The organism is Ruegeria sp. F5, from assembly GCF_056533845.1.
On sequence record NZ_JBQFOU010000001.1, the window covers coordinates 515816 to 536077 of the forward strand.

General features: G+C 56.1%; 14 protein-coding genes and 4 pseudogenes. 10 read left to right on the forward strand and 8 right to left on the reverse strand.

The genetic code is table 11. The features are described from left to right. Position 1: 1 nt before the first annotated feature. The 3 genes and pseudogenes from uxuA to ACR0K1_RS02265 all read left to right on the forward strand — a co-directional run bounded on the left by uxuA (position 2) and on the right by ACR0K1_RS02265 (position 3023). Complete coding sequence (gene uxuA / locus ACR0K1_RS02255) at positions 2-1174, forward strand: mannonate dehydratase (RefSeq protein ID WP_480848548.1); 1173 nt, start codon at positions 2-4, stop codon at positions 1172-1174. 37 nt (positions 1175-1211) lie between these two features. Then, positions 1212-2153 carry a sugar kinase gene (locus ACR0K1_RS02260; protein ID WP_480848550.1) on the forward strand — a complete coding sequence of 314 codons (942 nt, stop codon included), beginning with the start codon at positions 1212-1214 and terminating at the stop codon, positions 2151-2153. 190 nt (positions 2154-2343) lie between these two features. Beyond that, positions 2344-3023 (forward strand): annotated as a pseudogene (locus ACR0K1_RS02265) (IS6 family transposase). Positions 3024-3091: 68 nt separating this feature from the next. Here the strand turns inward: ACR0K1_RS02265 and ACR0K1_RS02270 are convergent. Genes ACR0K1_RS02270 through ACR0K1_RS02280 form a run of 3 tightly spaced genes read right to left on the reverse strand, consistent with a single transcriptional unit; the run spans position 3092 to position 6282 of the window. Then, on the reverse strand, positions 3092-4156 hold the full coding sequence (locus ACR0K1_RS02270; protein ID WP_480848552.1) for a TRAP transporter substrate-binding protein: 1065 nt from the start codon (positions 4154-4156) through the stop codon (positions 3092-3094). A gap of 26 nt (positions 4157-4182) precedes the next feature. Then, a complete protein-coding gene (locus ACR0K1_RS02275; RefSeq protein WP_480848554.1) occupies positions 4183-5763 on the reverse strand; it encodes a TRAP transporter large permease in 1581 nt (526 codons plus the stop codon). Continuing rightward, on the reverse strand, positions 5764-6282 hold the full coding sequence (locus ACR0K1_RS02280; protein ID WP_480848556.1) for a TRAP transporter small permease subunit: 519 nt from the start codon (positions 6280-6282) through the stop codon (positions 5764-5766). Positions 6283-6987: 705 nt separating this feature from the next. Here ACR0K1_RS02280 and ACR0K1_RS02285 point away from each other — a divergent pair. Then, the gene (locus tag ACR0K1_RS02285; RefSeq protein WP_480611226.1) at positions 6988-7974 is read left to right on the forward strand and encodes a lipase family protein; all 987 of its coding nucleotides are present in this window, start codon (positions 6988-6990) and stop codon (positions 7972-7974) included. 648 nt (positions 7975-8622) lie between these two features. On the opposite strand, the gene ACR0K1_RS02290 is transcribed toward ACR0K1_RS02285, so the two are convergent. After that, complete coding sequence (locus ACR0K1_RS02290; protein ID WP_480848559.1) at positions 8623-9246, reverse strand: WD40 repeat domain-containing protein; 624 nt, start codon at positions 9244-9246, stop codon at positions 8623-8625. 5 nt (positions 9247-9251) lie between these two features. Between ACR0K1_RS02290 and ACR0K1_RS02295 the strand changes: the two genes are divergently transcribed. The 4 genes from ACR0K1_RS02295 (at position 9252) to ACR0K1_RS02310 (ending at position 13561) form a co-directional block, all read left to right on the forward strand. Further along, entirely contained in the window at positions 9252-10301 is a 1050-nt protein-coding gene (locus ACR0K1_RS02295) for a patatin-like phospholipase family protein (protein WP_480611220.1), read from the forward strand. Between the two features lie 135 nt (positions 10302-10436). Then, positions 10437-11450 (forward strand): catalase, encoded by a 1014-nt coding sequence (locus tag ACR0K1_RS02300; protein ID WP_480848561.1) that lies wholly within the window; start codon positions 10437-10439, stop codon positions 11448-11450. Between the two features lie 3 nt (positions 11451-11453). Next, on the forward strand, positions 11454-12167 hold the full coding sequence (locus tag ACR0K1_RS02305; protein ID WP_480848563.1) for a hypothetical protein: 714 nt from the start codon (positions 11454-11456) through the stop codon (positions 12165-12167). Further along, positions 12164-13561: a Dyp-type peroxidase gene (locus tag ACR0K1_RS02310; protein ID WP_480848565.1), complete on the forward strand. Its 1398-nt coding sequence runs from the start codon at positions 12164-12166 to the stop codon at positions 13559-13561. The genes ACR0K1_RS02305 and ACR0K1_RS02310 overlap by 4 nt, the downstream gene beginning before the upstream one ends. On the opposite strand, the gene ACR0K1_RS02315 is transcribed toward ACR0K1_RS02310, so the two are convergent. The 3 genes and pseudogenes from ACR0K1_RS02315 to ACR0K1_RS02325 all read right to left on the reverse strand — a co-directional run. Then, a complete protein-coding gene (locus ACR0K1_RS02315; protein WP_480848568.1) occupies positions 13558-16734 on the reverse strand; it encodes an ATP-binding protein in 3177 nt (1058 codons plus the stop codon). The genes ACR0K1_RS02310 and ACR0K1_RS02315 overlap by 4 nt on opposite strands. 146 nt (positions 16735-16880) lie before the next feature. Continuing rightward, positions 16881-17804: an SMP-30/gluconolactonase/LRE family protein gene (locus ACR0K1_RS02320; protein WP_480611208.1), complete on the reverse strand. Its 924-nt coding sequence runs from the start codon at positions 17802-17804 to the stop codon at positions 16881-16883. A gap of 158 nt (positions 17805-17962) precedes the next feature. Continuing rightward, positions 17963-18120: pseudogene (locus ACR0K1_RS02325) on the reverse strand (IS5/IS1182 family transposase); the annotation flags it as partial. An 82-nt stretch (positions 18121-18202) separates the two neighbouring features. On the opposite strand from ACR0K1_RS02325, the pseudogene ACR0K1_RS02330 reads away from it, so the two are divergent. Next, positions 18203-19229: pseudogene (locus tag ACR0K1_RS02330) on the forward strand (IS110 family RNA-guided transposase). 336 nt (positions 19230-19565) lie between these two features. Further along, positions 19566-19684 (forward strand): annotated as a pseudogene (locus tag ACR0K1_RS02335) (IS6 family transposase); the annotation flags it as partial. Between the two features lie 32 nt (positions 19685-19716). Here the strand turns inward: ACR0K1_RS02335 and ACR0K1_RS02340 are convergent. Further along, on the reverse strand, positions 19717-19986 hold the full coding sequence (locus ACR0K1_RS02340) for an HlyU family transcriptional regulator (RefSeq protein WP_480848570.1): 270 nt from the start codon (positions 19984-19986) through the stop codon (positions 19717-19719). Positions 19987-20262: the final 276 nt, after the last annotated feature.

Sequence of the window (20262 nt, forward strand, 5' to 3'; positions counted from 1 at the left end):
CATGCTGGAAAGCTGGCGCTGGTTCGGACCGTCAGACCCCATCCCCCTGAGCTATGTCAGGCAGGCGGGGGCGACGGGCGTGGTAACGGCGCTGCACGATATTCCCAATGGCGCGGAATGGCCCGAGCCCGCAATAGCCGAACGGCGCGACATGATCCGGAATGCCGGTCTCGACTGGGTGGTGGTGGAAAGCATCCCCGTTCACGAAGACATCAAATCCGGTGCGCCCGGGTGGGAGCGCTATGCGCAAATCTGGGCTGAAAACCTGCGCCGCCTCGCCCGTCAGGGCATCCGCAACATCTGTTACAACTTCATGCCGGTGCTCGACTGGACCCGGACCGAGCTGAACTATCCCATGCCCGACGGCGCACTGGCCCTGCGTTTCGATTACGCCGCCTATGCCGCGTTCGACCTGTTCATCCTGAAGCGCAAGAACGCGAACCGGGACTACTCGCCCGAGGATCTGAACCTGGCCGAGCGCTGGCTTGCACACTCCGACGCGGGCCAGCGCGACCGTTTGACCAAAACCATCGTCGCCGGGCTGCCGGGGTCCGAGGAAAGCTATACGCTCGACACGTTGCGCGCCCGGATCGCGGCCTATGACGGCATGGATCACACCGATCTGCGCGCTCAGCTGGGGGCCTTTCTGGAAATCGTCCTGCCGGTGGCCGAACAGGTCGGCGCCCGGCTTTCAATCCACCCCGACGACCCGCCCCGCGATCTGTTCGGACTGCCGCGCATCGTCTCGGACAAGGACGATCTGGCCTGGATCGTGGCGCGCAACGCGTCGCCTGCGAACGGATTCACCCTCTGCGCCGGCTCGCTTGGCGTGCGCGCCGACAATGATCTGCTGGCTATGATCGACAGCTTCGCAGGGCGGATTCACTTTGCCCATCTGCGCACCGTGAAACGCGAAACCGATCCGCGCAATTTCCACGAAGACAGTCATCTGGCGGGCGACACCGATCTTATTGCGGTCATCCGGGCGTTGCTTGCGCTCGAGGCGGAAACGGGCGTTCAGATCCCGATGCGCCCGGATCACGGCCACCGTATCCTGCATGATCAGGATCAGGCATCGACACCCGGTTACCCTGCCATCGGACGGTTGCGCGGCCTGGCGGAACTGCGCGGTGCCGCCACTGCCCTGGCCCGAGAGGTCTCGACCCGCCCCTAGCCGGTGCCCTGCCGCCTCTGCTTTCAAGGATCACTGAATGCCCCAGCCCAAGCGCTCAATCCGTTCCATCGCCTGTCTAGGCGAGGTGATGATCGAGCTGATTGCAGGGCCGGCAAACACCGCGACCCTGGGCGTGGCGGGCGATACCTACAACACCGCCGTTTACTTGGCGCGCAGCCTGCGGGGCAGCGGCGTGGGCCTCTCATACGTAACGGCGTTGGGGACCGATCCTTATTCGGATCGCATCGTCAGCGCGATGCAGACGCACGGCTTGGACACTCGGCTTGTCGAACGGCGCGAAGGTCAGATGCCTGGCCTCTATGCAATCGCGACCGATGATCGGGGCGAGCGCGGCTTCCATTATTGGCGCTCAGCCTCCGCGGCGCGCAGCCAGTTCCAAAACCCGTGCCGGGTCGAGTTGAACAGCCTGAGTCGGTTTGATCTGCTCTATCTGTCGGGCATCTCGATGGCGATCCTGCCGCAGAACATCCGGCACAAGATCATGGATTGGCTGGATGTCTTCCGAGAAGATGGCGGCACATTTGCCTATGACAGCAACCATCGCCCCCGCCTGTGGGACTCCGCCGAAACCGCCCGCCAGATCAATGATGCGATGTGGGCACGTGCGGACATCGCATTGCCTTCGGTCGATGATGAAATGGAGTTGTTTGGTGACGCCACGCCTCAGGGGGTAGTAAACCGCCTGCGCGCCTCGGGTGTCACGTGTGGGGCCCTGAAACGCGGCGCGAAAGGCCCGCTGGACCTAAGGTCCGGCAAGACGCTGGACGGGTTGGCGCGGGTTGCGAACGTCCTGGACAGCACCGCAGCCGGAGACAGTTTTAACGCGGGATATCTGGCAGCGCTTGCCCTTGGGCAAAGCGAGCTTTCCGCCGCCCGGGCCGGGCACGATCTGGCGACACAGGTCATTCAGCACCCGGGTGCCATTATTCCCGAAGTGGATTGTGACAGATCCGACTAGGGTCATTTCACCCCATGACATCGCCCGTTTCCGCAGGTCGCCCAACCGGCGGGGTAATCACCGACCAAATCCACTGATGCTGACCCCGAAAAACTTGTGGCGGTTGTGTCGCAAACTTTGAACTGAGATTGACGAGCACTCAGATTTCGCAGTCTGTTTCCGTCGAATAGTTTTAGAACAGGTTAAAAGTATGATCTCTCTGAAAGGCTGCCACTTTCACAAGGATGCAGTTCTTTTTGCTGTATATTTCTATTTGCGGTACACAGTGTCGTATCGTGATTTGGAAGAGATCGTGGCCGAACGCGGCGTGCAGGTCACGCTACTCTCAACAGGTGGGTTGTTAAGTATTCGTCGATGATCGCCGCGAGCGCGTAATCGAAGAAGCGACCAACGCTGAGTTCCTGGCGCATGGACGAAACCTATCTCCGTGTGCGCGGCAAGTGGATGTATCTTTATCGAGCAGTCGACAAAGCAGGAAACACCCTTGATTTCATGCTGTCTGAGCGACGAAATCGTCCAGCAGCAACCAGGTTCTTTGCCAAAGCACTGTCGTCAAACGGGATCCCAAACAAAATCGTAATCGACAAAAGTGGCGCAAATGCAGCTGGCATTCGAGAAGTGAACAGGATCCTAAAACGGTTCGGCTGCCTAGCCAAAGTACAGACGATCAGGTCCAAATTTTTGAACAACATGATCGAACAGGATTATCGGTTCATAAAGCGGCGTGTTCGGCACATATGTGGGTTTAAGTCGTTCGAATCCGCTTCCGCGACTTTGGACGGCATCGAGGTCGCCAACATGATCCGGAAGCAGCAATTCTCTAGTAATACGACTTCCGGCTTTCGGATGTTTGCTGAGATCGCAGGATAACTGCGTCTGGCATATCACTCGCTCTGGTCGTTCCAGAATTTTGCGACACTACCCCGTTATGTTACCAACTACGCGCGCTGACGCAGAGTAGCTCCCAGATAAGCGCCGTTGAATTCCTTGGCTTTGGACAGGAATGCGTCATAACTTTCGCGCACCATCGCAAAATCAGGGTTCGCCGCCGCGTTTTCATCCATAACCTCGACCGCGGCAACTTTCAGGGCCTGGACGATGTCATCGGGGTATTCCGCAAAGATCACGCCGTCGGCTTTCAGCTTCTCAAAGGCCTGAGAATCGAAATAGTTGAACTGGCTGACCGTCTCGACCGACACAGCCTCGGCTGCGTTGGCAATGATCGCTTGCAGGTCCGCAGGCAGCTCGGCCCAGGCGTCTTTGTTCACGACGATCTCAAGCCCTGCGCTGGGTTCCTGAAACGAGGGGAAGTAGCAGTAGTTGGCAACCTTGCTCAGCCCAAAGCCCTGATCAAGGAACGGACCGACCCATTCCGCCGCGTCTAAAGCGCCCGAGTTGAAGGCCGGGAAGATTTCGGGCGGTGGCATCAGTACAGCGTTCACGCCCAGTTTGCGCATCACCTCGCCGCCCATGCCGCCGATGCGGAAGTTCAGGCCCGACAGGTCTTCGATAGACGTGACCGGCGTTTTGAACCAACCCGCCGACTGAACGCCCGAATTGCCAGAGAAGAAAGGCACCAGATTGCGTTGTCCATAGAGATCGTTCCAAAGTTCCTGACCGCCGCCATAGCGGAGCCAGGCCGTTAGCTCAGTGCCGATCATGCCAAAGGGGATTGCTCCGAAGAAGTGGTTGGCCGAGTTCTTAGAGGCTGCATAAAACGGGGTCGAGTGGCCAATTTCCGCTGTTCCCTGCTGCACCGCGTCTTCGACGCCAAACGGGGGGACAAGTTCGCCGCTTGAGAATATCTTGAACGTAAGACGCCCGCCGGACATATCCGCGACCCGTTGTGCAAACGAGGCCGAATTGGTGCCGACGCCGGGCGCCTTGGCGGGAAACGAGGTTGGCAGTTTCCATTCGATATTCCCCTGAGCCACCGCTGGCGCGGCAAGCGCCGATGCAGGTGCGGCAATGGCTGCCGCCTTGATAAAGCTCCGTCTTTTCATAGTGTTCTCCCTGTCGAGTGGTGGTCCTAGTTGAATAGCAATGTCGGCAGCCAGGTCGCGATGCCCGGAACCGCTATGACGATCCCGATTGCGATAAGCTGTAGCAGCACAAACGGGGCCACAGAAAGATAGATGTCTGTCGTTGTGATACTGGGTGGTGCGACCGAGCGGAAGTAGAACAGCGAAAACCCAAACGGCGGCGTCAGGAACGAAGTCTGGATGTTCAGCGCAATCAGGATCGCGAACCAGACCGGGTTAATGTCGGCCTGAAACAGGATCGGCCCCACGATGGGGATCACGATAAAGATGATCTCAACAAACTCCAGAACAAAGCCCAGCAGGAAAATCATCAGCATGGTCACGGCAAGCATCGTCCAGACTCCGCCCGGCAGATCGGTGAAGAACGAATGAACATAGTCATCCCCTTCGAACCCCCGAAAGACCAGAGACAACATGCTGGCCGCGATGATGATCCCAAAGACCATCGCGGTGACTTCTACGGTCTTGCTCAAGGCCACACGCCCAATGCCAGACCTAAACAGCCAGTAGCAGAAATAGATCAGAAACAGGCAAACCACCGCCAATATGGCCGCAGCGATTAGTGAACCGGTATCGAACACCAGTTCTCCGCTGGTGAAATCGATCCGTGTCAGCCCGGCGCGCTGCATCAGGAAGAGGGCAAAGACCAAAACGACCGTAAGCAGGCAAAGCGGGGAAAGATGGTGCGGTGCGTTTTCAAGGCTGCTGGCTGCAATCAGAATGGTTCCGGCAACACCGATTGCTGCAGATTCCGTAGGCGTGGCGACCCCGAACAGGATCGAGCCCAAAACGGCCACGATCAGAAGTAGCGGTGGCAGGGTGTTCACCAGCAGTGCGGTGACGGACCCCTCGGCCTTAGGGGTCGGAGAGATTGCGAGTACGTCACTCGGGGATGCCGAGACATAAAGGACAACCAGCATGTAAAGGCAGTACAGACCTACCAGCAACAGACCCGGCAACAACGCTCCGGCAAACAGATGGCCTACGCTGACCGGGTCTGGGGCAAAATTGCCTATTGTTTGCTGCGCTTCGATATAGGCATTGGAAATCTGATCGCCCAGCAGGATCAAAACGATCGAAGGCGGGATGATCTGCCCCAATGTACCAGCCGCACATAGAAGGCCGCTGGTCATGCGTTTCGGCACACCCGCACTCAGCAATGCGGGCAGGCTGATCAGCCCCAGCATCACAATCGTCGCGCCGATGATCCCGGTCGAGGCGGCCACCAAGGTACTGACAAAAAGAACCGCCAGAACAAGGCTGGATTTGGTCTGACCGAACAGGGCCGAGATATTCATCAGCATTTTTTCAGCCTGACGCGATTGCTCAAGCAGAATGCCCATCAGAACGAACAGAGGGATCGCGATCAGCAGGCTGTTGTTCATGATGCCGGACACCCGCTGCGGGAACGCCGCGATAAACCCCAGATCGAAATGCCCGAACATCGCGGCGATCAGCGCCACGCACAGCGGAACCCCGGCCAGCACCCAGACAACGGCAATGCCCGACAAGATGCCTACCATCAGGCCGGCAACCGTCACCAAAAGCCAAACCTGCGATACGTCCATCTAGTCGCTCTCTTTGCCGTGGATAATCGTACCATCCAGCAAAAGCGCTACGATCTGGGCCATTAGCAGCACGCACACAACCGGAAGGCCCGTCATGATCAGGAAATATCCGCCCAGCCCGCCGGTTTCACGCGCGCCCTCTTTGATTGACCAGGAGTAGCTCACCAGCGGCGCAACATAGTAGAGGGTCGTGATACAAAGCGGCAAAACCAGCACTATGAACGCGACCTGATCAATACGCCGCGCTAGTTGCGTGGCCCCGGTTCTACGGAAAATGTCTACCCGCACATGCTTGTCCAGCCTCAACGCGACCGGCAGGCCAAAAACCGACAGCCAGGCGAAGCAATACAGCACGAAGTCCTGAAGCTCGACAAAGCCAATAGCGAACAGATATCGCAGCACAACAACCACCAACTGGGTGACGAACAAAACCGCCAGAAGCCCGATGCACAACCAAAGAGACGCCCGATGAAGACGGTCCGCCACTTTCAGGAAAACAGATGTGTAAGGGGCGATCATCATAGGTGTTTTTTGGGGCTCGTTTTGGCAATTTAAGCGAGGCTGCACAGACTGAACAAGCCAATTTGTCGCCGCGGTCTAATTAGACGGCCATTTTCACACTGTACAAGATCATCACGGCGGGCGCGGCGAAAGTGTAGCAGGAATCCGAGAATTAAAAAAATTTGAAGCGGTTCGGTTGCAATGCATGGGTAATAACAAACTGTTCCAATTATATTAACTACATAATTTAACATGATCACCGACTCATAAAGCGCCGTGTTCGCTACATTTGTGGTTTCAAGCCGTTTGCAACTGCCTCCGCAACCTTTGATGGAATTGAGGTTGCGAGAATGATCCAAAAAAGCCAATTCTGTGATGCTTCTTATTCCGGCTTTCAAAAAATTGCCCAACGGGGAGGATTTGTGCGCTTGCGGGAGATCGATAACTACCGTTTTCAATGTTTGCGACACAGCCGTATTCGGGATAAGTTCGGGATGATACCGGCCCAAACGTTTTGTTCCCAGCAATGCTGGATCTGCTCAGCCACGCTTTACGCTGACCGACTAGAGACCGATTGATGCCACATTTCTATTTCTCTCACAATGCAAAGGGATTTCTGTCCGTCAACCACCGCGCACTAAAGCTGACGCGTGAGTTTTGCCGCATTTGTGTGATGGTTTCATGAAGAGTCGACCATTTTCATGGCCCGAAGCCTTAGCCGCAATGAACGCCTGCATCTGCGCGTACCAAATCCGCCGTGCGAGAACCACTCCAAGCATACAGGCGCCAATCCTACGCAGTGAAACACGCGGTAATGGCGACACAGCCCTCGTTTATGATGTGATGCCTGTTTTTCAGGATGCCGCCGGTTTCAGTGTGCCTAGCAAAACTTACACGCCCGAGTTTGAAGCCTGCGGGGCGGATGATATCGACGCCGCTCTCATCGGGGCGCTTGCGGGCGATCGAGCAGTGCTTGCACTTCGCGGCACGTTGTCACCGAATTTGGTGCGGAACGATGTTATCGGGTGGATCAAAGATTGGCTTCAGGATGCCGAGGCCAAGCCTGAGCCTTGGTCCCTTGGTGAGCAAGGGGCCGATGACGCCGAAACTGGGTTTGCGACCGCCACTAAGCGCCTTTGGCCATGGATCGAAAGGGAGCTTGCACCGCGCATCCCTTCACTCTCGGGGGGAGTAGTGATTACGGGCCATAGCAAGGGGGGGGCGATGACCTTTCTGGTCGCGTCGCTCATCCGAGCAAGATGGCCCAATCTTACGATTGCGGTTTACGCGTTCGCGCCGCCTGTTACGGGCAACAGTGGGTTTGCACGGGCCTACGATGCGAGCGGGCTCACACAGGTGACACATAGGATCCAAGTTATTAAGGATGCCGTTCCTTACCTACCGCGCTGGGATCGCGCGGATATTTGGGAGGCACTCAAACCTTCAGGGATGTTGGAAAGTGTTGGTTGGGACTTGATCAGGCGGCTCGCGTGCGACCTGACGGGCAAAGGTTATACTGCTGTCGGCAACGCGATCGTCATTAAAGACAACCAAGGGGCTGTCTCATATGGCATCGGAGCCGTCCGCACTTCATTAGCCGCAGTTGCGACCGCACTAGAAGCCAAGGACTATGAAGCGGTCGCTTCGGCTCATTCCAGTGTCTCCAGCTATCTTCGAATGATGAAAGCAGCGGCGCAACAGGCCGGTTGATAATCGGCTCACCAACTCTAATGGTGCCGCCAAAAAAATCTCGACAAGCCCCGTTATGTTCAAGAACGAAAAAAATTGCAAAAAATACCAAAACCCGAAGTGACTTTTTTAAACAATTTTCGTTCCGGTCTCTGCACAGCCAAAGGAGCCGTCAAATTTTTGCAAAAAAAGCTAAATGTGGTGACAGAAATCGCGATAGCTTGTCGTGATGCATACGGCGGTGGGGCGTTCATCGTCGTCGCCGCGATTACGAAATGTGCACTTCGTACTTTCCTGAACGCCAACTCAATCCATTTGACGAGATTATTTTACCCAAGCTTCCAATAATTTTAAGGGAGGAAAAAATGGCTTTCCATGTGATACGTTCAAATTGCGATATTCAAGTAAAACTACCCGCGAACAACGCTGCGGCAGGAACGGTTGGACTTCAGCTCCTTCAAACAATGCTGTCAGACAAATTCGAGCCAGTTTCTGGTAGGCCAGTGAAGCTGTCCCTTAGCAACAATAACTAAGTTATGAGCGACCCCCTTCCCGCCTCAAGAAGTGTTCTTCTGACAACATCAGTTAACAGAAGCGGCAGGTGGTGAACCCCACCACATGTGCTGTTGGCCTAGGGTGAACAAAGCCGAAAGCTTCAAACTCACCTGATCAAGGCATGTCCAATGCGTCCAACCGGTCCCAGGCATTGTTGAGAGCGTCAAGTGACAAGGAGATGGGCGATTCCTGAATACTGCGGGTAACAAGGGAGCCGATCGCTACTTTTTCTGCAATAAGCTCCGGTTTTTCGCCTATTGCCGTCCTAGTCCATCGGGCCAAAGCATCATTATCGGCAAATAGCAACTCTTTGCCATCGCTTGTGAATGTTCGAGTGTCAGCTTGCCAAATTTTGAAGCCTCCTATCCGAGCATTGCTATTGACGTCCCAAACTGTAACACCTTCTCTGCTGAGGGTTGCCAGAACTTCACCGTCAGTTGAAAAAGCTGTGGCGGCAATCTCAGCATCAGGACCAGTCAATTCCATGACCATTTCTTGGCTTTCGATTTCCCAGATACGAAACGTGCCGAAGATGGCGCTAGTCAGGAATTTTGTCTCTTCAGGAGAGAACAGAATAACATCGACGCTTTCCGCCTCCTGAAAGTCGCCAACGCCGGGCCGACGAGTTTGGCACATTCTTACGCGACGCTTGTTTTCCCCCAAGGCGAGCGTCAAAAGAACAAAAAAGACACCTGGTGCTAACCAGAGCCAGGCTACAGGAAAAAAACGCGAAGGCACGTCAAATGGTATTTAAGCTGGTTTCCTGCGATGGCGGAGGGATACGGGGATACCTATCCTGCCTGATCTTGCGGGGCTTACACGAAGAAACCGGATTTCTGGATAAGGCGGACGGCTTTGCGGGCACATCAACCGGCGGTCTAATTGCAGTGGCACTGGCGGATGGTCGGACGCAAGGCAAGGATATGGCCGCTTTAGTCTGTGAGTTAGCCGCGCATTACCGAGGCGACGCTGACCAGATTTTTCAGGAGAACGAACGCGGTTTTCTGGACAAAGTGCTCGATGCTGTCATGCGTCGGCTCAAGCTTGGGGGTGGCCCGGGCATTACGGCGTCGCAATACCATGCTTCGGGGCTTCAAAGCATTGGTCTCTCGCTGGTCGGGGATCGAACCATCGGGTCGCTGTCGTCAGATCTGGTTCTGGCGGTCAACACGGTTTGCCTGCATCGCAGCGACAAGATCGGTTGGTCACCTTTCACAATCACAAACCAGGACCTTGAACATGAGGCCTGGCTGGATATGACGGCAGTCAAACTACTGGACGTCGCAATGGCCAGTTCCGCCGCCCCGTCTTATTTCCCGCCGCATCTGATCATAGCGGACGGTGTCGATTTCGGCTATTTCGCCGATGGTGGAACCTTTGCCAACAACCCAGTGATGAACGGGATTAACGTCGCCATCGCCGCAGATCGGGCAAAGGGGGTTGCGGATATCGAAGCACTGTCAATCGGCACAGGACAGCAACCGACGGACATTTCCGAAGAAATGATCAAGAATCCCGATGACTGGGGCCTGTTGAAATGGTTTGGTGTGACATCGGGGGCGCCTAAAGGTGCCTTGATTGAATTGCTTCTAACCACCTCAGCAGAAAACCAGTACTGGATGGCACGGATGGTTTTGAAGAACCGGCTGGTGCGGATCAATCCACCGCTTCCCAAGGTCGTTGGTCTGGCGACGCACAAACCCGCGTCCTACAGTTTGATGGAGGAGGCTTTCCACGCCAGCAAGCAAAGCAAATACTGGGCGAACGCCGTCGAGATGCTGCAAAAGTGGTGACTTGTCTAACTATTGGAAAAAGCCCAGCAGTTTCGCCGCCGCCATTGCGTTGTTTCTGTTGCCTTTGAAAGCTTGGCGCCTATGGTTAACGCGAAATTTTTCAGTGGGTTTCAACGACTGAAAAAGGGGAGAGGTATGAGCGATCCCGGCATTGCCAAGAAACTGGTTGAAGTGTTGCAGCGCCCGGATGGCGATACGGCTCTGCGCCCGGTGCACAGTATCGGTATCAGCGCGACGGGGAGTTTCGAACCCTCTCCAATTGCCCGCAATTATTGCATCGCTGACCATTTCTGCGCGGAAAAGACGGATGTGATTGTGCGGTTCTCGAACGGATCGGGCAGCGCTGCCGTGCATGACGGCTGGTCTGATGTGCGCGGTATGGCGGTGCGGTTTCATCTTGGTGATGGCACGGATACCGATCTGATCGCGATGACCCTGCCCGAGTTTTTCGCCCCGACACCCGAGACCTTTCTGGATTTCGCCGAAGCCGCGAAACCAAGAATGTATGAGGCCGAGTCGCCCTGGCGTAAGATTTGCAACTACCTGCAACTGATCCTGCCCAAGCGCGATCCCTATCCGGGGGAAACCATTAGCCCGGATGACGGTGCCATCGAGTTCGCGGATCAGAACGCCTATTCCCAACTGGGTATCATGCAAGCCGCCCAGATCGGTGCGCCGACCAGCTATGTCAGAGCGGCATATCATGCTGTGCACACATTCGTCGTCACCGGTGCCGACAACACACGTCGCTGGGTGCGGTTTTCGTGGCAGCCTATTGCGGGCGTTCTCACGACAGACCCAAACAAAGCACCGGTCGATGACTATTTGCGGGCCGAGTTGCAGGACCGTCTGGCCAAGGAACCCGCGCGGTTTTCGCTAATGATGATGATTGGTGAGGTGGGTGACGATTTCAACAATTCGTCCCGCCCTTGGCCACCGCATCGCAAACGGATCATGATGGGCACGCTGACGCTGGACACGGTGCCCGAGGACCAGATCGCAGACTGCGAAAAGCTCAGCTTTAATCCGGGTTTGCTGACCAATGGGATCGAGGCGTCGGACGATCCGGTCCTGAAAGTGCGCATAGACTCCTACAGGATATCAAGCAATTGGCGCAGCGGGTCGCCCTGCCCATTCTCGGAGAGTTAGGTCATGACAAGCCAGAACAGCTGGTTCAACAGCTACGTCAACAGCCTGCCCGAACGCGGATGGTTCAAGTTCCTGTCGCGTTACATCGTGGTGCCGTACTGGCACTGGCGTGATCCAAAGCCGCAGCTTCCCGGCGGTCCGCGCCCTTCGCCCCAGCCCAGCGAAAACGTACAGCGGATGATGAATCTGATCATGCCGCTAAAGGACTCGTCGCCAGCCGGGCGCGCGCGGGCCACGCTGGCCATCGCCCAGAATGTCGACGAGATTTTTGCCGGGCTCGACAATGTCGGCACGGTGCACTTTGCGCGGTTCCTGCTGATCGACAACAACATCTGTATGATCTCGGTCTATGATGGCGATTTCAGCAACTACATCCGCGATTTCATCACCACCATCGGCAGTGTCTTCAACGATGTCATCTCACTGGTTGACGGTGCTGAACACCTGATCCCGACCGAACGCAATGTCGAAGAATTCATCGACTGGGTGCACGCGCATGACCTGTTTCAGGCCGCCGATTTCCCCACCGACCTGTTCGGTCTGCAGGATGCGGCCAAGGGCCTGCCGCCAAACGAACCGCACAAGCTGGAGTCGCTACCACGGGAATTCGTTCTGCAGTTGCACGCCAATCCCAATATCTCGCTGGGGGGAGGCTATCGCGCCTATCCCGGGGTTTCAGCCGCGCAAGTGCGCCAAAAATTCGGACAGGGCTGGTGACTGCAAAACTTGATCTCGCTGACATTCAGGGCAACATTCTGCGGGGCTATCGCCGCGAACTGGTGCGTCATCTGATCCTCGAAGTCACCGACCGCGCAGCCGCGCGTCGGTTTCTGGCCACTGCTGTCGACGGTGGCAGCGACACGGTGCCTGAAATTACCCGCGGCCTCTTGTGGGAGTCCAAGCCGCCCTTGTGCTTCAATATCGGCATCACCTATGCGGGGCTTCGGGCTTTGGGCACGCCGTCCGAGCATTTGAAGACCTTCCCGACCGAATTCATCCAGGGTATGACCCAGCGGGCCATGAAGCTTGGGGATTTCGGGGGCAGCGGGCCCGAGAACTGGCCCGCCCCATTTGATCAGCCAGGTCGAATACATCTGATTGCATCTGTGCATTCGGATGTTCCCGAACAACTTGAGACAGTCGAACAACAGGTCGCCAGAGCCTTTAACGTACTAGGCGTGCGGAACGGGCGAAACCTGCCCGAGGGCAAGGTGTTCTTCGGCTATGTCGACGGAATTTCTCAGCCGCGTTTCGAACAGGTCTACGACCCCGATCAAGAAGGCGTGGATGAGCCCATCGACCCGCTCGGTACCGCGCTGCTGGGCTATCCAACCAAACAGGAGGGTGTTCGGTTCCGTGTTCCTTCGCCCCATGCGCTTGGGTTCAACGGATCGTTCAACGCGTTTCGGATTCTGGCGCAGGATGCGGCCGGGTTCGAAGCGTATCTGGATCAGGCCGCAACTACCCTAATGCAGCATCCCAAGCGCGACCTCTTGGCAGACCCCGACAATCTGGAGCGTATCGGTAAAGGCCTGGACCTGCACGGCGCCCTTCGCGAAGTGGTCGCCGCGCAGATGTGCGGGCGCTGGCGCAATGGCGTGCCGTACGAATTGTCACCGGATGCGCAATGGCCGGAGGAACCGGTTTCACTGACCAATTTCGACTACACGCACTGGTCCCGCTGCCCGGCGGGATCGCACTTGCGGCGAGGCAATCCGAGGGGGGGCCCAATCGTTCAGCGCATCGCCAATTACACGCGGCGGTTGGTGCGGCGGGGCATGTCCTATGGCCCCGATTTCGATCCGCAAAACCCTGATACCCAAGAGCGCGGCCTGCTTGGCAGTTTCATCGGCGCCAATATCGCCGCGCAGTTCGAAGCGGTTATGTGTGACTGGATCAATTTGGGTCTCCAGGATCCGCGGATCACCGGGGCGAATGACCCGCTGCTAGGTGCAAACACGCCGGAAACCAGCTGGTTCGACATGACATTGCCGGATGGCGACGCAATCCGCCTGCACGGCTTCCCGCGCCTGATCCGAACGCGCGGCGGCGCTTACACCTTCCTGCCCAGCCTGACCGCGATCAGATACCTGTCAGACCTGACGGATTAGGCCAGCTCTGCCAGCGCGGCATCGATACGTGCCAACATCGGTGATTGCCCCGCGGTTTCGACGACCACTCGCGCTTTGGTCAGGTAATCTCTAGCTTGTGGTTTCCTTTTCATTGCCTTGTGGAGCAGCCCGATAATCATGTCGCAGCGCGCAATGTAGTGGCCCTTTTTGTCGAACTGTGGGTTGTTGCGTACCTGTTCAATCATTGCAATCAACCGCTTCCTGCCAAATAGCATGACCCAGATAATCGTGCCGAGATTATTGATCAATACGCGGAGTGAGCCGCCACCCTCGCCCGTGAGAATGGCCAGATACATTTCGCACAAAAACAACCGCGCCCAGTCGGCGGAAACCTGAGTGCCCTCATCCGTACGTTTCTGGATGGCCCATTCGACCTGACGCAGACCGGCGGTAACCTGGCCGTTCAGTGCATAGGCCACGCCCAGCATTGTTGCAGGCCCGAAGGTGAACAATGCCCACCCTTTCTCGTCGCAATCTCTGATATGATTTTGGGCGGTTTCAATTGCACCGGGTTTTTCCAGCGGAATCATGGCGGCGACCCGGGCGGCCTCGGCTATGGCATGCTCAAACTCGACCTGCGAATCCTGCCGCGCCTGTTCAGCCATTGTCAGCGCCAGTTCATGATCATCCGTGACCATTGCAATCAGCGCTTTCATCGCGGTTCCATAGCCCACCGCACGCGGGTCGTTTTTGGATCTGCCGAGAACAATCATCCGATCCGCAGCCTCATGAGCCCGGGCCACGCGACCGCGGGTCAATTCGTTCCAGCCAACCGTGGCTAGAAAGAAATTGTGAATATAGGCGTCATCGATTTTGTCCAGAATAGTCTCTATTTCCCTTTTTCTGGTCTCAAACAGTTTACTCGGGATCGGAGAATGATAGATCGAGACCGACAGTTCATTGACCATGGCATAAGCGCTTGAGAACGGCTCCCTCAGACGTTGTGCCATCTCGGTCAGTTCCTGCTGCACCCAATGAGCTTCGTGGTATTTGCCATTGCACACCAGACACGACACGTAATGGTGCAGGAACAAGGCGTGGTGCTGACTGTCCCCTACCCTTTGCAGGATTGGACGCACGGTACCGGCCAGTTCGATAATCGATTTGACCCGCAAGGAAATATTTGAACACAGAGCAAAGCTAGCCATGAAAGCGGCGAACTCTTCGTTCGAAGCGCAGTCCGGATCGCTTTGATACAGGTCCAGCGCCGCGACAAAGAACCGGTTGGCTTCGTCCAACGAATAAACACCTAGGCTTTTGTCCCCGGCCATCGCACTGTAACGGAACGCCTGATCGGTGCGATTTGTTTGTCTGTAGTGGAAAGCCAGAGTTTCGGCCACCTCCTGCAACCGGTTTGAATTGCGCAAAACAAGTGCGTCGGCGATCGCCAAGTGTAGCTCGGAACGGCGTGAGAGAATAAGGCTCTGGTATACCGAGTCCCGCAGCAGAACGTGTTTGAAGATGTAGTCTGTTGAGTTCGCCTCGCGATACAACACATCCTGCGCCTGCAGTCGTTCTAGAGTTGTTCCAATTTCATTGGCACTCTCAACAATTTGGGACAGCAAGCCGGGATCAAAGCGGCGACCGATAACGGCGGCGGCCTGTAAGACTTCTCGATCCTCGGTCTCGAGACGTTCAATTCTGGTTGTTAGCAGACTGCGCATCGTAAGGGGCAATCCGCTGTCATTGATATCCCCGCTTAAATAGGCGGCACCGTCGTCGACACGCAATGCGCCCTGAGCCTGCAAAAAGCTCAGAATCTCTTCGCCAAACAGCGGATTGCCCCCGGCGCGTTCGGTCAGCTGTTCAGCCAAGCCCTTGGGTAACTCGGCCACACCAAGACGGCTCTGGGCCAGATCCGCAAAGTCTGCAACTGGCAACGGCTTCAATGCGACGGTCATCACGCCGCTTTTGCCAAGCCACTTCGGCTTATACTCCGGCCGTCGGGTTTGAATGATCAGAAGGTTCGAAATATCCGGGTCTTCCAGCACGATCGTTATCAGATCTTCCGAGGAGGTATCGATCCAATGGCTATCTTCGATCACTAAAATGACCCGATCTGTAACGCATTTCTTCTTCAGTAAGGCTTTCAGCAATTCGCGAATGTGTAAGCCTATCAGAACGCCGTCGAGACCATCCAAAGACCCTTCGGGCGGTTTAAGCCCCAGAAGGTTCATCATCAGGCCCAGGTTTTGTTGGGTAAACAGCCCGTAATTCTCAAGACCCATTTCCAGCTTCGCCTGAATGCGCAGCGGATTGTTCCTGTCGCTGATGTGAAAGGACTTCCGAACGATTTCCAAAAATGGCAGGAACGGAACCAACTGACCGTCGGCAAAGCAATTTCCCGTCAAAGTGGTGACTTCGTCGGTCGGCGCCCGATTAATAAATTCGTAGACAAGGCGCGTTTTACCCGAGCCCGGTTCTGCCACCAGATCAACGACCGATCGCCCGGATTTTGAATTGACCAGAGCTGCGGACATTGCGTCCAATTCGTCCTTCCGACCGACATAATTGCTCAACCCTTGCGCGACAGACGCGTTAAAGCGCGTTGCGCCTTCGGTGACAGCCTTCAGTTGCCAGATCTTTTGCGGTGCGGACAGACCCTTGATCGTGTGTTCACCGAAAAAGCTGAGATCAGAAATCCATTCGACTAGGTCGCGGGTGGTGTCGCAAAGCAAGCTGCCCCCGGGTGGCGCAAGGTTTTCAAGACGTGCGGCCAGATTAACCGTGCTGCCCACCGCCGTCGTTGGCCCAGCTTCCCCTTGAACCGTCGCCATCAAAACATTGCCCGAGCTGACACCGACGCGCATTTCCGGACTCACACCAAAGCGGTTGTAAAATTCGGGGCCGGCAGAAGTGAAGGCTGCGTGGATCGACAACGCGGCGCGGCACGCCCGTAAGGCCGGGTCCTCCACCGCGTCGGGAATACCGAACAATGCCATTATGCTGTCGCCAGCAAAATCGCGGACCGTGCCGCCGTTTTCTTCGACCGCGCAGGTCAGCATGTCGTAGACTTTGCGCACAAATTCAAGCGCTTTTTCTTCATCCAGACGAGCAACGATGGCGGTGTAGCCGACCATGTCGGCAAAAAGGACCGACACTTGGCGCCGCTGCCCCGGATCAGCAGACGTTCGAGATGGTATGTCCGTCATATCCCCCATGTGGGCAAGGGTTTACAACACCCGATCCCACCCCGCCAGAGTTTGTGGGCGAAAAGGTGTTTTGGCACACTCAATTGGCAGTGTAAGTGTCTCACTGGACACAGACTATGTATGTCTTTTCCTAAGACATGTGCGCGTCAAGCAGTGAATTCCAGTTTTAGGCCAGGGCGGGGCCATCGGGTCTTGTAGATTTTTCCGGTGCTTGATGCCGTGATCCACAAATCACGCATGTCATTGCCACCGAAGCACATATTTGTGGTAAACATATCGGGTATTTCCACATGCTCGGTCGTGCCATTCAGGTTGAACACTGTGATCCCGCCATTGAACAAAGTTCCGACGCAGACGCGGCCATCCTGTTCAACCTTAAGGCTGTCCAGCCACTGATACCCCGGCAAAGTTTGAACAACATTGCCCGGCATGCCTGGAATAGGGCCGGGTTTGACCTCACCTGGACCTGTGGTTTTCATCGCCCAAAGCCGCCCGAACACCGTGTCGGAGACGTAAACGGTTCCGCCATCCGGCGACAATCCAACTCCGTTGGGCATGGGTATCGTGGCGGCTTTGATCAGCGTTTCGCCATCTATCGAGGCATAGTAGAGACCACCATAACGTGTAGACTCCTCGTCCTCTATCCCTGTGTCAGTGAACCAGAAACCGCCGGACTTATCGAACACCAAATCGTCGGGCGCAATCAGCCGCTTGCCTTTATACGAGTCAAACAACTGGGTCACAGCCCCGGTCTTCAGATCCACCCGGTGCACAGACCCGCCTGTGTAGTTGGGCCGGATCGGGGCGGGAACGGTAATTTGGTCAGGACCGAACGGTACAAAACTGTAGACGCCGCCATTATTGCAAACATAGGCTGCTCCGTCCGGACCTATCGCGACTCCGTTGGGTCCACCGGGAATCTCAGCCACAACGCTGACATCACCATCGGGTGACAGACGCGCCAGCGTCTGTTCCTTAATGTCGACGAACAGAACCGATCCATCGTTCATCGCTACCGGGCCTTCAGGAAAACCCAAGCCGCTGCACATCTCTTGCAATTCTAATGCCATCCCAAACCTCCATAAGTGCGTCGAATATCAGAATGCTTCGGCGTCTGCCGATGGAAACCCATCTGCGCGAGGCAATGGACAAATTCGGCGAAGTCTCTGGCAATTTTTGGATACACTGCAAGGGTTTTACAAGTCTCTGCCGGCATTAGAGTCAGGATTCACAACCAAAAAATTACTGTTGCTGCGAGGGCGATGGGCGAATGCCAGACACGAAGGTCTTGGGGCAACGTTAATGGCGTTAAGCCACGCATCTCCAATCCGTAAGCCTGCCAAACATTATCTGGATACGGATTCGCCGCTTGTATCTAAGCTTGTCGCACTGGTTCTGAAGGTGTAGACGCCCCCGCTGGCCTCGATGTGCCATTGTGGGTTTGCAAACAACCTGAATGGAGGCGTCTATGGAAGAGATTAGCATGATTGGTCTGGATTTGGCGAAGAATGTGTTCCAGGTGCACGGAGCGGATAGAACAGGTCACCCTGTTGTTCGTAAGAAACTGCGCAGAGGCCAGGTCCTCGAGTCCTTTGCCAAATTGCCGCGTTGCGTGGTTGCAATGGAGGCCTGTGCCAGTGCGCATTACTGGGGGCGAGAGATCGGTCGTTTGGGTCACGAAGTCAGGTTGATCCATCCGGCCTACGTGAAACCATTCGTCAAACGTCAGAAGAACGATATGGCCGATGCAGAAGCGATCTGTGAAGCTGCAAGCCGACCAACGATGCGCTTTGTTGCCGTGAAGAGCGAAGAGACCCAGGCGTCCGCGATGGTTCTTCGGGCTCGCGAGCTGTTGGTCCGGCAGCGCACGCAATTGATCAATGCTGTGCGAGGTCACCTTGGAGAGCTCGGTCAGGTGGCCCCGCAAGGCGCGGTCAATATTCGCAAGCTGGTTGCGTTGGTGGACGCTGGCGATAGCGCAATCCCGAATGTGGCCCGGGAGTGCCTTGAAAGGCTGATCAGCATGCTGGGCCAGCTAGACGGTCAGATCAAAGCACTGGATGCCGAGATTGCCCGCCGCGCGCGGTCAAACGAGATGGCACGCCGCTTGATGACGGTGCCTGGAATTGGCCCGCTCATCGCAACTGCGCTGGTTGCCCTGGCCCCGCCGCCGGAAACATTCCGCCGTGGTCGGGATTTCGCCGCCTGGCTCGGGCTGGTTCCAAGACAGCATTCGACAGGGGGAAAACAGCGCCTCGGGGCGACAACAAAAATGGGAGAACGTTCGCTCAGGCGATTATTGATCATCGGCGCCAACAGCGTTGTCATGTGGCGTGCTCGAACCAGAATGGGAACGGATCCCTGGCTAGCCCGCATGATCGAAACGCAAGCCGCCAATGCTGGTTCGCGGGGCCCTTGCGAACAAGATGGCGAGGATCGTTTGGGCTTTGATGAGCACAGGAGAAGTCTACCGGGCTCCGGCTGCTAAGGCGTAAAGCGTTTGCGGCCGCGAGGCGGCGAAAACGGAAGAGGACAATGGACGGTATGGCATCAGGATCGTGAGACCGGATCGGGAAAACCAGCTTGCATCAGAGTGCTTCGAGCACGTGGTTTTGAATTGGACCGGATCCGCTAACACCATAGGGGCCAGCGGCATGTGCAACGGCCGCGCAACAGGCCGAACACATGTCAGTACCCGAACCGATGCTAAAGACCGACCAAGTTACCTCTTGCGTTTTGGGCGTCTACAAATGTTGCAATCTTTTGACCATTGACGCTCGTAGCTTCAGCACTTGTGCTGCGTGGGCTCTTTTCCAGCCGACGGTTGATTTTTGGTTCCATTCAAAGGTGCGCATTATCCGAAAGATGTGATCCTGTACGCAGTTTTTTTCTACGTTCGATGCGGCGTTACATATCGCGACCTGAGGAAATCATGGGGGAGCGGGGTATCGGTGCAACGCTTACGTTAGGCTACCTGTTTACTTAATCGAAAATGCGCTCGCCCTGCTCGTCAATCACTTGCTTCGCCTTGGCGATGCTGAAGCTTTCGCCCTGATCCCGGGTTTCAAAGACATCTGCCCGGATCACCGTATGGGTCTTGCGATCTCCGTCGATGGTCTTTTCGATGCGGGCCAAAAGGCGGTATTTGCCACCTTCGGGCATCAGGTCGGGGAAGATTTCGAACCCTTTATAAGTGACCAGCTCTGGCTTCGAATTTTCTCCGCTACCAAAGAGTTTAGAGAAGAGGGACATTGGGCGGCTCCTTTCAGCGTTGCTTGGCCCGGAGTCTAGCGCCGCTCAGGGCAGGCGTGAAGCATGTCGCGCCATCAGAACACTGGTTCTCGATCCGGTGGCCGCTCCGTGCGTGGTCTAATACGTCCCGATCCACGGTGAAAGCGCATTCCTTAGCACCATTCTCCCTGGCTTGGACGGCCCATAGCGGATGAGGTGGGTGGCTCCTGCTCCACCGGCATCGAATGTGCCAAAGTGCAGTTGTGATTGACTGCTAGGAAAGGAGCCACCCAATGA

Coding starts and splice junctions, on each gene's coding strand:
- ACR0K1_RS02295 (WP_480611220.1), top strand. CDS start 9,252: ATGGTATTTAAGCTGGTTTCCTGCGATGGCGGAGGGATACGGGGATAC.
- ACR0K1_RS02315 (WP_480848568.1), bottom strand. CDS start 16,734: ATGACGGACATACCATCTCGAACGTCTGCTGATCCGGGGCAGCGGCGC.
- ACR0K1_RS02305 (WP_480848563.1), top strand. CDS start 11,454: ATGACAAGCCAGAACAGCTGGTTCAACAGCTACGTCAACAGCCTGCCC.
- uxuA (WP_480848548.1), top strand. CDS start 2: ATGCTGGAAAGCTGGCGCTGGTTCGGACCGTCAGACCCCATCCCCCTG.
- ACR0K1_RS02340 (WP_480848570.1), bottom strand. CDS start 19,986: ATGTCCCTCTTCTCTAAACTCTTTGGTAGCGGAGAAAATTCGAAGCCA.
- ACR0K1_RS02285 (WP_480611226.1), top strand. CDS start 6,988: ATGAACGCCTGCATCTGCGCGTACCAAATCCGCCGTGCGAGAACCACT.
- ACR0K1_RS02270 (WP_480848552.1), bottom strand. CDS start 4,156: ATGAAAAGACGGAGCTTTATCAAGGCGGCAGCCATTGCCGCACCTGCA.
- ACR0K1_RS02280 (WP_480848556.1), bottom strand. CDS start 6,282: ATGATCGCCCCTTACACATCTGTTTTCCTGAAAGTGGCGGACCGTCTT.
- ACR0K1_RS02320 (WP_480611208.1), bottom strand. CDS start 17,804: ATGGCATTAGAATTGCAAGAGATGTGCAGCGGCTTGGGTTTTCCTGAA.
- ACR0K1_RS02300 (WP_480848561.1), top strand. CDS start 10,437: ATGAGCGATCCCGGCATTGCCAAGAAACTGGTTGAAGTGTTGCAGCGC.
- ACR0K1_RS02260 (WP_480848550.1), top strand. CDS start 1,212: ATGCCCCAGCCCAAGCGCTCAATCCGTTCCATCGCCTGTCTAGGCGAG.
- ACR0K1_RS02275 (WP_480848554.1), bottom strand. CDS start 5,763: ATGGACGTATCGCAGGTTTGGCTTTTGGTGACGGTTGCCGGCCTGATG.